At 73.2% G+C, this 14,583-nt stretch carries 15 protein-coding genes; 6 read left to right on the top strand and 9 right to left on the bottom strand.

Annotation, left to right across the window (positions count from 1 at the left end; all coding sequences use genetic code 11):
• Positions 1 to 86: 86 nt before the first annotated feature.
• Positions 87 to 980 (bottom strand): alpha/beta hydrolase, encoded by an 894-nt coding sequence (locus tag IE316_RS20585; protein ID WP_190205903.1) that lies wholly within the window; start codon positions 978 to 980, stop codon positions 87 to 89.
• 130 nt (positions 981 to 1,110) lie between these two features.
• Complete coding sequence (locus IE316_RS20580) at positions 1,111 to 2,043, bottom strand: helix-turn-helix transcriptional regulator (RefSeq protein WP_190205902.1); 933 nt, start codon at positions 2,041 to 2,043, stop codon at positions 1,111 to 1,113.
• Between the two features lie 118 nt (positions 2,044 to 2,161).
• Between IE316_RS20580 and IE316_RS20575 the strand changes: the two genes are divergently transcribed.
• A complete protein-coding gene (locus IE316_RS20575) occupies positions 2,162 to 3,205 on the top strand; it encodes an NAD(P)-dependent alcohol dehydrogenase (RefSeq protein ID WP_190205901.1) in 1,044 nt (347 codons plus the stop codon).
• A gap of 111 nt (positions 3,206 to 3,316) precedes the next feature.
• On the opposite strand, the gene IE316_RS20570 is transcribed toward IE316_RS20575, so the two are convergent.
• Positions 3,317 to 4,219 (bottom strand): LysR family transcriptional regulator, encoded by a 903-nt coding sequence (locus tag IE316_RS20570; RefSeq protein WP_190205900.1) that lies wholly within the window; start codon positions 4,217 to 4,219, stop codon positions 3,317 to 3,319.
• Positions 4,220 to 4,427: 208 nt separating this feature from the next.
• On the opposite strand from IE316_RS20570, the gene IE316_RS20565 reads away from it, so the two are divergent.
• Positions 4,428 to 5,291, top strand: a complete 864-nt coding sequence (locus IE316_RS20565) for an alpha/beta fold hydrolase (RefSeq protein WP_190205899.1) — start codon at positions 4,428 to 4,430, stop codon at positions 5,289 to 5,291.
• 36 nt (positions 5,292 to 5,327) lie between these two features.
• Here the strand turns inward: IE316_RS20565 and IE316_RS20560 are convergent, their stop codons facing one another.
• The 3 genes from IE316_RS20560 to IE316_RS20550 all read right to left on the bottom strand — a co-directional run bounded on the left by IE316_RS20560 (position 5,328) and on the right by IE316_RS20550 (position 8,247).
• Positions 5,328 to 6,257, bottom strand: a complete 930-nt coding sequence (locus IE316_RS20560) for a DUF5829 family protein (protein WP_190205898.1) — start codon at positions 6,255 to 6,257, stop codon at positions 5,328 to 5,330.
• A gap of 124 nt (positions 6,258 to 6,381) precedes the next feature.
• Positions 6,382 to 7,062: a peptide-methionine (S)-S-oxide reductase MsrA gene (msrA, locus tag IE316_RS20555; RefSeq protein WP_190205897.1), complete on the bottom strand. Its 681-nt coding sequence runs from the start codon at positions 7,060 to 7,062 to the stop codon at positions 6,382 to 6,384.
• A gap of 66 nt (positions 7,063 to 7,128) precedes the next feature.
• Positions 7,129 to 8,247, bottom strand: coding sequence for a hypothetical protein (locus tag IE316_RS20550; protein ID WP_190205896.1), 1,119 nt, complete (start codon positions 8,245 to 8,247; stop codon positions 7,129 to 7,131).
• Positions 8,248 to 8,366: 119 nt separating this feature from the next.
• Between IE316_RS20550 and IE316_RS20545 the strand changes: the two genes are divergently transcribed.
• Positions 8,367 to 9,521 carry a cystathionine gamma-synthase gene (locus tag IE316_RS20545; RefSeq protein WP_190205895.1) on the top strand — a complete coding sequence of 385 codons (1,155 nt, stop codon included), beginning with the start codon at positions 8,367 to 8,369 and terminating at the stop codon, positions 9,519 to 9,521.
• Between the two features lie 126 nt (positions 9,522 to 9,647).
• On the opposite strand, the gene IE316_RS35600 is transcribed toward IE316_RS20545, so the two are convergent.
• The 3 genes from IE316_RS35600 to IE316_RS20535 form a co-directional block, all read right to left on the bottom strand.
• Complete coding sequence (locus IE316_RS35600) at positions 9,648 to 9,896, bottom strand: hypothetical protein (protein ID WP_229910492.1); 249 nt, start codon at positions 9,894 to 9,896, stop codon at positions 9,648 to 9,650.
• A gap of 29 nt (positions 9,897 to 9,925) precedes the next feature.
• A complete protein-coding gene (locus tag IE316_RS35595) occupies positions 9,926 to 10,435 on the bottom strand; it encodes a sigma factor-like helix-turn-helix DNA-binding protein (RefSeq protein ID WP_229910491.1) in 510 nt (169 codons plus the stop codon).
• 128 nt (positions 10,436 to 10,563) lie between these two features.
• On the bottom strand, positions 10,564 to 11,061 hold the full coding sequence (locus IE316_RS20535) for a MarR family winged helix-turn-helix transcriptional regulator (protein WP_190206167.1): 498 nt from the start codon (positions 11,059 to 11,061) through the stop codon (positions 10,564 to 10,566).
• A gap of 168 nt (positions 11,062 to 11,229) precedes the next feature.
• Between IE316_RS20535 and ilvA the strand changes: the two genes are divergently transcribed.
• The 3 genes from ilvA (at position 11,230) to IE316_RS20520 (ending at position 14,569) form a co-directional block, all read left to right on the top strand.
• Entirely contained in the window at positions 11,230 to 12,459 is a 1,230-nt protein-coding gene (gene ilvA, locus IE316_RS20530) for a threonine ammonia-lyase (RefSeq protein WP_190205894.1), read from the top strand.
• A 206-nt stretch (positions 12,460 to 12,665) separates the two neighbouring features.
• Complete coding sequence (locus tag IE316_RS20525; RefSeq protein WP_229910489.1) at positions 12,666 to 13,772, top strand: ATP-binding cassette domain-containing protein; 1,107 nt, start codon at positions 12,666 to 12,668, stop codon at positions 13,770 to 13,772.
• Positions 13,769 to 14,569 (top strand): ABC transporter permease, encoded by an 801-nt coding sequence (locus tag IE316_RS20520; protein WP_190205893.1) that lies wholly within the window; start codon positions 13,769 to 13,771, stop codon positions 14,567 to 14,569. Before IE316_RS20525 ends, IE316_RS20520 begins: the two co-directional genes overlap by 4 nt.
• Positions 14,570 to 14,583 lie beyond the last annotated feature (14 nt).

Here is a 14,583-nt window from a genome sequence, read left to right as displayed (position 1 = left end):
TCCACCCCGGCCAGCGGCCTGCCCGAGACTTCCGGTCCGGGCAGGCCGTTGTCATGACCGGCGGTCGGCACAGCAGGGTCAGAGGGTCAGAGGGTCAGAGGGCGGTCCGGGTGGTGCGTCCGCCAGAAGGCCCGCAGGGCGGCGGCGAGTTCCTCGGGGGCCTCCTCGGCCATGTGGTGCCCGGACTCGACCGGGCCGCCCTCCAGATGGCCGCCCGCCCAGTCCCGCCAGACGCCGAGCACATCGCCGTAGAGGTCGACCATGTCGTCGCGGGTGGCCCACAGCACCTGGAGCGGGGCACCGACGCGCCGGCCGGCCCGGCGGTCGGCCTCGTCGTGCTCCCGGTCGATCCCGAGGCCGGCCCGGTAGTCCTCGCACATGGCGTGCACGGTCGCCGGATCGTGCACGGCCCGCCGGAAGTCCGCGTACGACTCGGCGCCCATCTGCTCGGGAGTCGCCCGGTACCAGGCGTCGGGGTCGGCGCTGATGACGCGCTCGGCGGGCTTGTCGGTCTGCCCCAGGAAGAACCAGTGCCACCAGCTCGCGGCGAACCTCGCGTCGCAGCGCCGCAGCGCCTCCCCGATGGGCACCGCGTCCAGCACGGTCAGGGCGGACACGGCGTCCGGGTGGTCCAGGGCGAGCCGGGTGGCCACGTACGCCCCCCGGTCGTGTCCGACGACGGCGAACCGCTCGTGTCCCAGACGGCGCATGACCGCCACGCAGTCGGCGGCCATGGCGCGCTTGGCGTACGGGCTGTGCCGGGCGTCGGTCGGGGGCTTCTCCGACTCGCCGTAGCCCCGCAGGTCCGGGCAGACCACCGTGTACCCGGCCGCCACCAGCAGCGGGGCGACCCGGTGCCAGGTGGTGTGGGTACGCGGGTGGCCGTGCAGCAGCAGCACGGGCGGTCCGCCGCCGCCGTGCCGTACCCGCAACCGGACGCCGTCTCCCTCGCACCGCGTCAGCTCGAACCCCTCGAACACCTGGCCTCCCCTGCGTCGGACGTCGGGGGAGGGGTGCCCCTGAGGGGCGGGTGCATACGCGTGAGAGGCGGGTGCGTAGGCGTGAGGAGACGGGTGCCTACGCGTGAGGAAGCGGGGCGTCCCCGTGCCCTCAGACCGTCCGTACGGTCGTCGCGTCCGTGCCCCAGTTGGCCAGGAGGCGGAGGGCGTCGGCGGAGGGGGAGCCCGGTTCGGCGTGGTAGACGCAGAGGTACTGTTCCGTGTCGTCCGGCAGGTGCAGCGTCTCGTACGCCAGGGTCAGGTCGCCGACCAGCGGGTGCCGCATCCGCTTCACGCCGTGGCCCTTCTCCTTCACGTCATGCGTGGCCCACAGCTTCCGGAACGTCTCGCTCTTGACGGAGAGCTCCCCGACCAGCGCCGACAGGTCGGGGTCCTCCGCGTGCTGACCCGCGTACAGCCGGAGGTAGCTGACCATGTCGCTCGCCTTGGTCTCCCAGTCGAGGAACAGCTCCCGGTAGGCCGGGTGCAGGAAGGTCAGCCGCGCCCAGTTGCGCTCGCCGGCCGGCATGCTGCCCCAGTCGCCGAAGAGGGCCGCCGCCATCCGGTTCCAGGCGAGGATGTCCGACCGGGCCCCGGCGACGTAGGCGGGCACCTCCAGCGAGTCGAGCAGGTGCCGCAGCGACGCCCGTACCTGCTGCCGCTTGGGCATCCGGTGCTTGCGGCGCGGCGGGCGCGGCGTGGCCAGATGGGTGAGGTGGGCCTGCTCGGCGCCGGTCAGCCGCAGGGCGCGTCCGATCGAGTCCAGCACCTCCGCCGACACATTGCGCCCGTTGCCCTGCTCCAGCCTGGTGTAGTACGCCACCGACACCCCGGCCAACTGCGCCAGCTCCTCGCGGCGCAGCCCCGGCACCCGGCGGCGCCGGCCCAGCGCGGGCAGCCCCACGTCCTCCGGTTTCAGCCGGGCCCGCCGGGTGCGCAGGAACTCGCTCAGCTCGGCCCGCCGGTCGAGACCGGCGGCCTGCTCGTCGTCCGGGGAGCCGGGAGGCCGACCGGGAGGCGGTCCGGAAAAGGGGCTGTCGTCCATGCTGTCCAGTATTCCCGGTCGTACCACCAGGAGCCTGTCCCCCTCAGTAGTAGGACCAGCGAACGTACGCAAACCGGTGATCTGGGTAAACACCCTGGTGGGAGGCAGGCTGGGGAGCATGACCACGACTGTTGCCGCATACGCCGCCCCCAGCGCCAAGGCTCCCCTGGAGCGCACCACCATCGAGCGCCGCGCGCTCGGCGAGCACGATGTGCTGATCGACATCAAGTTCGCCGGCATCTGCCACTCCGACATCCACCAGGCCCGCGAGGGCTGGGGCGAGGCGATCTTCCCGATGGTCCCCGGACACGAGATCGCGGGCGTCGTCTCCGAGGTCGGCCCCGGCGTGACCAAGTTCAAGGTCGGCGACCGCGTCGGCGTCGGCTGCATGGTCGACTCCTGCCGCGAGTGCGAGAACTGCAAGGCGGGCCAGGAGCAGTACTGCGTGCGCGGGAACATCGGCACGTACAACGCCGTCGGCTACGACGGCGAGCCCACCTACGGCGGGTACTCCGAGAAGGTCGTCGTCGACGAGGCGTTCACCCTGCGCATTCCCGACGGGCTGTCCCTGGACGTCGCCGCCCCGCTGCTCTGCGCCGGCATCACCACGTACTCCCCGCTCAAGCGCTGGGGCGCCGGCCCCGGCAAGAAGGTCGCCGTCATCGGCCTGGGCGGCCTCGGCCACATGGCCGTCAAGATCGCGCACGCCCTGGGCGCCGAGGTGACCGTCCTCTCCCAGTCGCTGCGCAAGAAGGACGACGGTCTGAAGCTGGGCGCCGACCACTACTACGCCACCAGCGACGAGGCGACCTTCACCGAGCTGGCCGGCAGCTTCGACCTCATCGTCTCCACCGTCTCCGCGCCCCTCGACTTCGGCGCCTACCTCGGCCTGCTGAAGACCGGCGGCGCGCTGGTCAACGTCGGCGCCCCCGAGGAGCCGGTCTCGCTGAACCTCTTCTCCCTCATCGGCGGCGGCAAGACCCTCGCCGGCTCGATGATCGGCGGCATCGCCGAGACCCAGGAGATGCTGGACTTCTGCGCCGAGCACGGCATCGGCGCCGAGATCGAGCTGATCGCCGCCGCCGAGATCAACGAGGCGTACGAGCGGGTGCTGAACAGCGACGTCCGCTACCGCTTCGTGATCGACACGGCGACGATCTGACGCGGTCCGAGGAGGTGACGCGGGCGGGGTGAGTGCCGGGGCGGGTCCTGCCCCGGCCCGTCACCTCGTTTTCTCACCTCGGCCCGTCACCTGTTTTCTCACCTCGGCCCGTCACCCCGGCAGGTCGTCGCCCCGTCGCCGGGCCTCGGCCAGGAACGCGGCGAGGACCGGTGAGCGGTCGTCCGCGCGGTAGGACATGACCAGGTCCGGCAGCGGCGTGCGCGGGGTGACCGCGCAGAACCAGGTGTCGGACCGGCCGGCCGCGCGCATCCCGGACGGTCCGAGGCCGACGCCGACCCCGCACCCGGCCAGGCCGATGATCGTGCGCAGGTCCCGCGCCTCGGTGGCCGTGTCCAGGACCGAGGCGTCCGCGCCCAGCAGGGCCCGCAGCCCCGCGCGGACGGCCGGTTCGTCGTCGGCGGAGGCCACGATCAGGTGCTGCCGGGCCAACTGCGCCGCGGTCACCGTCCGCAGCCCGGCGTACGGGTGCCCCTTGCCCACCACCGCGACCAGGTCGTCCCGGCCGACGGTGACGGAGACCAGGTGCTCGGCGCCCGGCCCGCGCGGGGCGCCCCGGCCGATCACCAGGTCCAACTCGCCGCCGAGCAGGGCGGCCGACCCGCGCGCGGTCGACATCTCGCGCAGCTCCAGCCGTACGCCCGGATGGTCCCGCCGGAACGGGGTCAGCACCGACGGCAGGAACCGCAGCAGCGCCGAGCCGATGAACCCCAGCCGCAGCCGGCCCGTCTCGCCGCGCGCCGCCCGGCCCGCCTCGGCCACCGCGGACGCCATCTCGCACAGCGCCCGCCGCGCCGGGGCCAGGAACGCCGCGCCCGCCGCCGTCGGGAACACTCCCGCCGGGGTGCGGTCGAAGAGACGCTCGCCCACCTCCCGTTCGAGATCCGCGATCTGCCGGGAGAGCGACGGCTGGGCGATGCCGAGCGACGCCGCGGCCCGCCCGAAGTGCTGGTGCTCGGCGACGGCGAGGGCGTACCGCAGATGACGTGCCTCCATACGGCCAGCGTAATCCGGGACCGGGGCCCATAGCTGTGAGGTATCGCGGGTGGGTCGGCTCGGGCATCGGCGTTGTCCGGCGATCACTCGCCCGGGTGAACTGGGGGCCGACTGTTGCACGCGTTTTCGCGCCTTCGCGTCTTCGCGTGCCCGTGTCTTCCGTCTTCCGTGTCTTCCGCGTCTTCTTCGGCCGAGGTGAAGTCCGTCCATGAACTCCCCGTCCTCCGCCCCCGGCACCGTGTTCGTCCTGGTCCACGGCGCCTGGCACTCCTCCTGGCACTGGGCCCGCACCCAGCGCTCGCTGGCCCACCGGGGCGCCGCGAGCGTCGCACTGGACCTGCCGGGACACGGCTTCGACGCGCCGCTGCCCTCCGGCTACCTGCTCCCCGGTCAGCCGGGACTGGCCACGGAGAAGTCCGCGCTGGCGGGGGTGACCCTGGAGGAGTGCGCGGCCACCATCCTGACGACCCTGCGGGAGGTCCGCCGCCACTACCGTACGGTCGTCCTCGTCGCGCACAGCGCGGGCGGCGGACCGGCCTCCCTCGCGGCGCAGACCGCCCCGGACCTGGTCGACCGGATCGTCTACCTCTCCGCCGCCGTCCCGGCCGGCCGGCCGACCTTCGCCGACTACCTGGGCGCCCCGGAAGCGGCCTCCGCCGACGGACGCCAGGGTCTCCACGTCGGTGACCCGGCGGCCCTGGGCGCCTTCCGGATCAACCCCGTCTCGCCGGACCCCGGGTACATCGAGGAGCTGCGGCTGACCTACTACCAGGACGTCCCGGCCGAGGACTTCGCCCGCTGGCACCTCACCCTCAGCCCCGACCTGCCCCTGGCGATCCCCACCACGCCGGTGCGGCTGACCGCCGACCGGTGGGGGCGCGTCCCCCGCACCTTCCTCCGCCTGACGGAGGACCGGGCCCTGGCACCGGCGCTCCAGGACGTGATGATCACGGAGGCCGACGCGGTGACGCCCGACAACCCGTTCACCGTACGTGAACTGCCCGGCAGCCACTCCCCGTTCGCCGCCCGGCCCGACGAACTCGCCACCGCCCTCCTGGCGGACGCGGACTGACGGGCCGGGCGGGGACGCCGGGGGCGACGCGGGGTCCTACTCGGCGGTGCCGCCGCCGAAGGTCCACACCGCCCGGTCGCCGGGGCCGACCACGAGCGTCGAGTTCCCGAGCGGCTCCACGTGCCGGTACGCCACCGGCTCGTTGAGCGCCAGCCGGACCTCCCGCAGCCCCGCCCGCTCGCGCTCCACGGTGTCCAGGCGGATCGTGGTCCCGCCGCCCGTCGCGACGGCACCTCCGGCCACGGACCGCACGGTGTAGCCGCCGGCCCGCAGCAGCGGCACCGTGTCGGCGAGGTCCCGCTCGGTCACCCCGATCCGCACCGAGGTCACGTCCCGCATCAGGTGCTCGCGGTAGCCGTCGGACAGGTACCGCTCCCGGCCCACGTCACCGGGGTAGCCGGCCGGCTCGGTGTTGCTCCGCGGATCGGCGAAGTACTCCGGCAGGTACTCCATCCCCCACGCCCCGAAGGCGTCGTACGAGGAGGTGGTGAACACCGCGTCGAACCACGGCACCGGCACCCCGTCCCCGAAGTCGCGCGTCTGCCGGAACTCCACCGGCTCCGCGACCCCGAACCGCGGCAGCCGCTCGATCACCGTCCGCAGGTCCCCGGCCCGCTCGGTCGAGACACCCAGCCCGGCGGAGCCGAGCGTCCCGTCCTGTCCGGGCAGGTCACCCACCCCGAAGAGTTCGAGATACGTTTCGCGCCCCATCAGATAACGCCCGGTCCAGGTCTGCCCCCCGGCCCCGGTCGTGGTCCGCACCTGGAAGCTGGCGAACTCCCGCAGATAGGCGGAGTCCTCGATCGCGTCCGCGGTCTCCCGGTCGAACACCCCGTAGGCGTGGTTGAAGTACAGCAACTGACGCTCGCCGGCCTCGTCGGCCCGCGCCGTCGCCCCGCCCCCGACCACTCCCGCGAGACTCACCGCGAGCACCATCACTGTTCGTAACGCTCTGCGCAGAAGCATGGGGCCGAGCGTAACCACCGGCACCAGGCGCCCGCACCGGTATTTACCAGGGCGGGGCCACCGGGCCGCCGAGCCGGCCCCAGGGGGCCGCCGGGCCGGCGGGGCCGCGGCCCGGCGCGCTGGACTACTCGCCTACCGTCTCCGGTGCCGGGGCGACGCCGATCGGGCAGGAGACGCCGGTGCCGCCTATGCCGCAGTAGCCCGCCGGGTTCTTGTCGAGGTACTGCTGGTGGTACGCCTCGGCCGGGTAGAACGGGCGGTCCTCGGCGGGCAGGATCTCCGTGGTGATCGAGCCGTGGCCGGACGCGGTCAGGACCCGCTGGTACGCCTCGCGGGAGGCGTGGGCGGCGGCGGCCTGCCCGGGGGTGTGGGTGTAGATCGCCGAGCGGTACTGGGTGCCGACGTCATTGCCCTGGCGGAAGCCCTGGGTCGGGTCGTGGGACTCCCAGAAGGTCTTCAGCAGCCGGTCGTAGGAGATCACCTTCGGGTCGTAGACCACCCGGACGGCCTCGGTGTGACCGGTCAGGCCCGAGCAGACCTCCTCGTAGGTGGGGTGCTCGGTGTAGCCGCCCTGGTAGCCGACCAGGGTGGTGAAGACGCCCGCGGGAAGCTGCCAGAACTTGCGCTCGGCGCCCCAGAAGCAGCCCAGCCCGAAGTCGGCGACCTCCAGGCCCTCCGGGTACGGGCCGAGCAGCGGGGTGCCGAGGACGGTGTGGCGCTCGGGGACGGTGTACGCCGGCTCCGGCCGGCCGCGCAGCGCCTGCTCCGGGGTCGGCATCTGAGGCGTACGGCTGTGCAGGAACATGCGCTCTCCAATCCGGGGGGACGCCCTGGTCAACGTATGGGGGGCGGCGGGAATTCCACCCTCCGGTCAGTGCGGCAGGGACGCCGGGCTGCCGCCGTTCGCCTCGTAACCCGCCACCGCCAGGGCGCGGTAGACCGCGAACTCCGCCGCCGGGTCGGGGGAGAGGGTCCAGGGCAGCGCGCCGACGTGGCCGTCGATGTGTATGAGCTGGTTCATCGCCTCCGTCCAGCGCTCCGCGCGGACCAGGAAGAAGACCAGCAGATGACGGACGTGCGCCAGCATCGGGTCGTCGGGGCGGGCGGAGTGCACCGCGTGCAGCGCGCCGTGGATCGCCTTGGTCACCACCTCGCTCTGGTAGAAGCTGCTGACCAGATTGACCTCGGGGAGGTGCTCGAAGACCGCGAACAGCGGCATCGCGGCCAGCAGCGACCCCTTCGGCGCGCGGGCCGCCGCGGCCTCCGCGAACGAGTACGCCAGCTCCCGCGAGCCGTGCCACTTCTCGCACCAGTAGTGCAGCGCCGCCAGGTGCGCCCCCATGTGCGCCGGGGCGCGGTCCAGGATCTTCAGCCAGAGCTGCTCGAACTCCGGCCGCTGGTAGCCCAGCCCCCGGGCCACCGACAGCTCCACGATGTACGGCACCGGGTCCCCGGGGGCGAGCAGCGCCGCGTCGCCGCACGCCGACCTCGCCTCCTCCATGATGATCCGGAACTCGTCCGTGCCGGGCGTCGCCGTCCGCCACGCCTGCTGCACCAGGAACTCGGCGTGCACCGCCGCGCCCCCCGCGTCCTTGGGCGCCTCGGCCCGCCACACCCGCAGCCACTGGCCGCCCGGCGTCTGGCCGACCCCGCCCGGCCGCTGCTGGAGCTCCAGCGACGCGGCGCCCGCGAACGCCTGCACCCGCTGCCAGCGCAGCTCGCCCGCCGCCTCGGTGCCGGCCAGGAGCTGCTGGGCCGCGCGGTAGTCCTGGGTGCGCTGCACCAGGTCCAGGACGTCCAGCAGGTCCTGGTCGGGGCCGGGCATCCGGACGTCCAGCTCCTCGGTGGGCGCGAAGCCGTAGTTCGCGGGGTCCGCGGCGTCCGGATGCCCGGGCGGCACCTGCTCGATCACGCCGCGCCTGCGCCGGAGGACGGGGAGCAGCACGAAGCCCAGCATGACCAGTGCCATCAGGACCCAGAGAATTTCCATGCCTCAAGCGAACCAGACCGCGCCGACAATTGGCCAACCTGCGCCCGGCACCTGTGGAAAACCCCGCCGGAGCCCGGGGCCCGGCGGGAACCGGCCCCGGCGCACTACGCTCGGGGCCCATGAGCGACAGGCACATCAGTCAGCACTTCGAGACGCTCGCGATCCACGCGGGCAACACCGCCGACCCGCAGACGGGCGCGGTGGTCCCGCCCATCTACCAGGTGTCGACCTACAAGCAGGACGGCGTCGGCGGCCTGCGCGGCGGCTACGAGTACAGCCGCAGCGCCAACCCGACCCGTACCGCGCTGGAGGAGAACCTCGCCGCGCTGGAGGGCGGGCGCCGCGGCCTCGCCTTCGCGTCCGGACTGGCGGCCGAGGACTGCCTGTTGCGCACGCTGCTCAGCCCCGGCGACCACGTGGTCATCCCCAACGACGCCTACGGCGGCACGTTCCGCCTCTTCGCCAAGGTCGCCGCCCGCTGGGGCGTCGAGTGGTCGGTGGCCGACAGCGCCGACCCCGCCGCCGTACGGGCCGCGCTCACCCCGAAGACCAAGGCCGTCTGGGTGGAGACCCCCTCCAACCCGCTGCTCGGCATCACCGACATCGCCGCCGTCGCCCAGGTCGCCCACGAGGCCGGCGCCCGGCTCGTCGTGGACAACACCTTCGCCACGCCGTACCTCCAGCAGCCGCTGGCCCTCGGCGCGGACGTCGTCGTGCACTCGCTGACCAAGTACATGGGCGGGCACTCGGACGTCGTCGGCGGCGCGCTGATCGTCAGCGACACCGCCCTCGGCGAGGAACTGGCGTTCCACCAGAACGCGATGGGCGCGGTCGCCGGGCCGTTCGACTCCTGGCTGGTGCTGCGCGGCACCAAGACCCTCGCGGTGCGCATGGACCGGCACAGCGAGAACGCCACCAAGGTCGCCGACATGCTCACCCGGCACCCGCGCGTGACGAGCGTCCTGTACCCCGGGCTGCCGGACCACCCCGGGCACGAGACGGCCGCCAAGCAGATGAAGGCGTTCGGCGGGATGGTCTCCTTCCGGGTCGAGGGCGGCGAGGAGGCCGCCGTCGAGGTCTGCAACCGGGCGAAGGTGTTCACGCTCGGTGAGTCGCTGGGCGGCGTCGAGTCGCTGATCGAGCACCCCGGCCGGATGACGCACGCCTCCGCGGCCGGTTCGGCCCTGGAGGTCCCGGCCGACCTGGTACGCCTGTCGGTCGGCATCGAGAACATCGAGGACCTGCTGGAGGACCTCCGCCAGGCACTGGGCTAGTCGGTCGGCGCCGTGGCGGACCGGACCGGACCGCTCCGGTCCGGTCCGGTGCGGGGTCGGCGCCGGCCGAGTCGGCCGCGCCGGACCGGCCGACCGGGCCGGAGACCGATCGGCACGGGTGGGTGTTCACCAGCCGGTCAGGGGCGGGGTCGTCTCCGCGGGCGGCTCCGCCCACGGCTGGACCGTCAGCGCCCATACGGTGAACGCCACGGCCGCCGCGAGCAGCAGCAGCCACAGCGCGCGGCGGGCCACGGCCCGGCGCCGCAGCGCGCGGTCGCCGCGCCGGACCGCCTCCGCGCACAGGCCGGGCGGCACCCGCGGCGGCGACTGCTCCATGAGCCGCCGCGCCGCCGCCTCCCGCTGTGTCCGGTTCACATCCGCCTCCCCGCCCCGCCCCGGTCCGGTCAGCTTTCCGACACCGCGCCCCACGCGCGCGTGGGCGCCGCTACCGGGGCCGGCGGCGGGTGGAGAAGGAGTGCGACGGCGCGGTCGCAGACCGCCCTGACCCGCTCCGGGGTCAGCCCCAGCAGCGCCGCCGCCTGCTCCTCGGCGACCCCCTCGTACAGCCGCAGGACCACGATCAGGCGCTCCTGCGGGGCGAGCGCGGCCAGCGGACCGGCGGGCCGGTGCCGGGGGCGTCCGAAGCCGCCCCGGCGCTGCCAGACCTCGCGGGCGAAACGGGTGGCCAGGTACCGGCGGGCACGGTCGTACGGGTCCTCGCCGCGCAGCCGGTCCCATCCGGCGTAGGTGTGGGCGAGGGAGAGCGTGAGCAGCCGCCGCGCGCGCGGGTTGTCGTTCCGCGCCTCGGCCGTGAGCAGGGTGGCGGCATGCAGCAGCCGCCCTGCCGCGCCCGCGACGAACGCCTCGAACTCCCGGGCCCGGCGGGCCTCCCGCGACGCCTGCCGTCCGCGCACCGCGCCTCCCGCGTGAAGGCGATCCCGCCCGTTCTCATATGAGGCCAGGGGCCGTCACGGGTCAAGGGCCGGGAGAACATCAGTACGCACGCGTGCGTGCGCGGGGAAGACGGCGGGGGAGCGGGGGCTCAGGAGGCGGACGACCCGTCCGGGCCGGCCCCCTGCGGGGCCATACGGGCGGACAGGGCGCCGTTGAAGCGCGTGAGGAGCGCGCAGAACACCTCGCGCTCCTCCGGCGCCCAGTCGTGGGTCAGCTCGGCCATCAACTGACGCCGGGAGGAGCGCACCTCCTCCAGGCGCGCCACCCCGCGCGGGGACAGTTGCAGTACGACGGCCCGCCCGTCCTCGGGGTGCGAAGTCCGCTTGACCAGTCCGGTGTCAACGAGCGGGGCGACCTGCCGGGTGACCGTCGAGGAGTCGATGCCCATGCTCGCGGCGAGGGCCTTGACGCCCATCGGGCCCTCCTTGTCGAGGCGGTTGAGCAGCAGATACGCGGCGCGGTCCATGGAGTTGCGCACCTGCCCGACGCCGCCGAGCCGGGTCTGTTCGGCACGGCGGGCGAACACCGCCACCTCGTGCTGGAGCGTGTCGAGGAGACCGGGTTCACCGGCGGTCGTCATGTCCATCGACATTTCAGGTGTTGTGGGCATGGCCGGAGGCTCACTTCGTGGAGGGCTGCTGGTTGGGGGACAGGGTACGCGGCCCGGGGGCGGGGCGTACCGGCGCTGCGCAAAGCCGATCCCGTACGTTGGTCGCCACGGCCGCCGCCCGCCGTGAACTGCGATGCTGGTGTCATGAGCTACAGCACGGCTGACTCCTTGCGGTCCGTCACCCTCGACGACGTGCGGGGGGCCCAGAAGATGCTCTCGGGCGTGGCGCGGGTGACCGCCATGGAGGGGAGCAGGCACCTGTCCGCTCTGGTCGGCGCCCCGGTGCACCTCAAGTGCGAGAACCTCCAGCGGACGGGCTCGTTCAAGCTGCGCGGCGCCTATGTGCGGATCGCCGGGCTGCTGCCGGAGGAGCGGGCCGCCGGCGTGGTCGCCGCCAGCGCGGGCAACCACGCCCAGGGCGTGGCGCTGGCGTCGTCGCTGCTCGGCGTGCGGGCGACGGTGTTCATGCCGCAGGGCGCCCCGCTGCCCAAGATCAGCGCGACCCGGGAGTACGGCGCCGAGGTGCGTCTGCACGGACAGGTCGTGGACGAGACGCTGGCCGCCGCGCAGGAGTACGCGCGGCGGACCGGCGCGGTGTTCATCCACCCCTTCGACCACGCGGACGTGATCGCGGGGCAGGGCACCGTCGGCCTGGAGATCCTGGAGCAGTGCCCCGAGGTCCGCACGATCGTGGTGGGCGTCGGCGGCGGGGGGCTGGCGGCCGGGATCGCGGTCGCGGTGAAGGCGCTGCGGCCGGACGTGCGGGTCGTGGGCGTGCAGGCGGAGGGCGCCGCGGCCTACCCGCCGTCGCTGGCGGCCGGGCGGCCCGTCTCGGTGGAGCGGCCCGCGACGATGGCCGACGGCATCCGGGTGGGGCGGCCCGGCGATGTGCCGTTCGGGATCGTCGGCGCCCTGGTCGACGAGGTCCGCACGGTCAGCGAGGACCAGTTGTCCGCGGCGCTGCTGCTCTGCCTGGAGCGGGCCAAGCTGGTGGTGGAACCGGCCGGGGCCAGCCCCGTCGCGGCGCTGCTGGCCGAGCCCGGCGCCTTCGCGGGGCCGGTGGTGGCGGTGCTGTCCGGGGGCAACGTGGACCCGGTGCTGATGCAGGGCGTGCTGCGGCACGGCATGGCCGCGCAGGGCCGCTACCTGGCCGTACGGCTGCGGCTCACGGACCGGCCGGGCGCCCTCGCCACGCTCCTCGGAGTGTTGTCAGTGGTCGACGCTAACGTGCTGGATGTGAGCCACGTGCGGACCGACCCACGGCTCGGGCTCACGGAGGCGGAGGTCGAGCTGCACCTGGAGACGAAGGGCCCCGAGCACTGCGTCGAGGTCGGCCGGGCCCTGCGGGACGCGGGCTACACGGTCATGCGCTAGGCGCTCCCGGGCGCGGACCGGCGGTGCCGCGCCGCGGGTCAGGGGCTACGGCGTCACTCGTTCGAGGAAGTTCGTTGTGACACGCGATACATCGCGTTATGGTGTGTCGAGCGTCACCGCACGGCGGGCCCGTCCTACGGAGCGAGCGGGACGGACACCGCGAACCTAGGCTTTTCCAAGAAATCCCCGAAGACGTGGAGATTCATATGCCAGGCGCCATCTACGCCGAAGGTCTGGTGAAGACCTTCGGCGACGTAAGGGCTCTGGACGGCGTCGACCTCGATGTCCCCGAGGGCACGGTCCTCGGTCTGCTCGGGCCGAACGGCGCGGGGAAGACCACCGCCGTCCGCTGTCTGACCACCCTGCTGCGCCCCGACCGCGGCAAGGCGGTCGTCGCGGGCCTGGACGTGGTCAAGGAGCCGGACGCCGTCCGCCGCTCCATCGGCCTGTCCGGCCAGTTCGCGGCGGTCGACGAGTACCTGACCGGCCGGGAGAACCTCCAGATGGTCGGCCGGCTCTACCAGATGCGGGCCGGCGCGGCGAAGCGGCGGGCGGCCGAGTTACTGGAGCAGTTCCATCTCACCGACGCCGCCGACCGCCCCGCCAAGACGTACTCCGGCGGCATGCGCCGCCGGCTCGACCTCGCCGCGGCGCTGGTCGTCTCGCCGCCCGTGATGTTCATGGACGAGCCGACCACCGGCCTGGACCCGCGCAACCGCCAGCAGTTGTGGGAGGTCATCAAGGACCTGGTCTCCGGCGGCACCACCCTTCTGCTCACCACGCAGTACCTGGAAGAGGCCGACCACCTCGCGCACGACATCGCGGTCGTGGACCACGGCCGGGTCATCGCCCAGGGCACCTCCGACCAGCTCAAGGCCCGCACCGGCGGCGAGCGCGTCGAGGTCGTGGTCCATGACCGGGAGCACCTGGCCACCGCCGCGGAGGTGCTGCGCGGCTTCGGCAAGGGCGAGACCACGGTCGAGGAGCACATGCGCAAGCTCACCGTCCCCGTGACCGGCGGCGCCAAGCTGCTCGCCGAGGTGATCCGCGAGCTCGACACCCGCGGCATAGAGATCGACGACATCGGCCTGCGCCGCCCCACCCTCGACGACGTCTTCATCTCCCTCACCGGCCACCTGGCCGAGACCGCCACGGAAACCGGATCCGGAACCGGAACCGACACCGGCACTGAGACCGGCACCGGGACCGACGCCAACACCGGCACCGACGCAAACACCGGCACCGGCACCGGCACCGGGACACAGACCGGCCCCGAGACCACCGACACGACCGGGAAGGAGACGACCAAGTGAGCGCCACCACCGACTCCCTGGTCATCGCCCACCGGAACCTGATCCGGATGGCCCGCATCCCCGAGATGCTGATCTTCGGGCTGATCCAGCCCATCATGTTCGTGGTGCTGTTCACCTATGTGTTCGGCGGCTCGATCCAGGTCGGTTCCTCCAGCTCCACCCAGGCGTACCGCGAGTTCCTGATGGCCGGCATCTTCGCCCAGACGGTCACCTTCGCCACGGCCGGCGCGGGGGCGGGCATCGCCGACGACATGCACAAGGGCCTCATCGACCGGTTCCGCTCCCTGCCCATGGCGCGCGGCGCGGTCCTGACCGGACGCACCCTCGCCGACCTGGTGCAGACGGCGCTGACCCTGCTGGTGCTCGCGATCGTCGCCGTCCTCGTCGGCTGGCGCACCCACGAGAATCTCGGCAAGGTGCTCGCCGGATTCGGCCTGCTGCTGCTCCTGGGGTACGCGTTCTCGTGGATCGGCGCGCTGATCGGCCTGTCGGTGCGCACTCCGGAGGCGGCGACCTCGGGCGGTCTGATCTGGCTGTTCCCGCTGACGTTCATCTCCAACGCCTTCGTGGATGCCAACCAGATGCCGGCCTTCCTTCGGCACATCGCGGAGTGGAACCCGTTCAGCGCGACCGTGCAGGCGTGCCGCGAGCTGTTCGGGAACCTGCCACCGGGCTTCGAGGCGTCCGACGCCTGGCCCATGCAGCACCCCGTGTGGGCCTCGCTGATCTGGTCGGTGCTGATCCTGCTGATATTCAGGACGCTCGCGGTGCGCAAGTACCGCTCGGCGACCGCATGACGAAGCCCCCGGCG

The organism is Streptomyces fumanus (assembly GCF_014655295.1).
GTDB classification, from domain to species: Bacteria; Actinomycetota; Actinomycetes; order Streptomycetales; family Streptomycetaceae; genus Streptomyces; species Streptomyces fumanus.
Note: the sequence above shows the minus strand (reverse complement) of the source record. Positions and strands in the feature narration are given on the sequence as shown.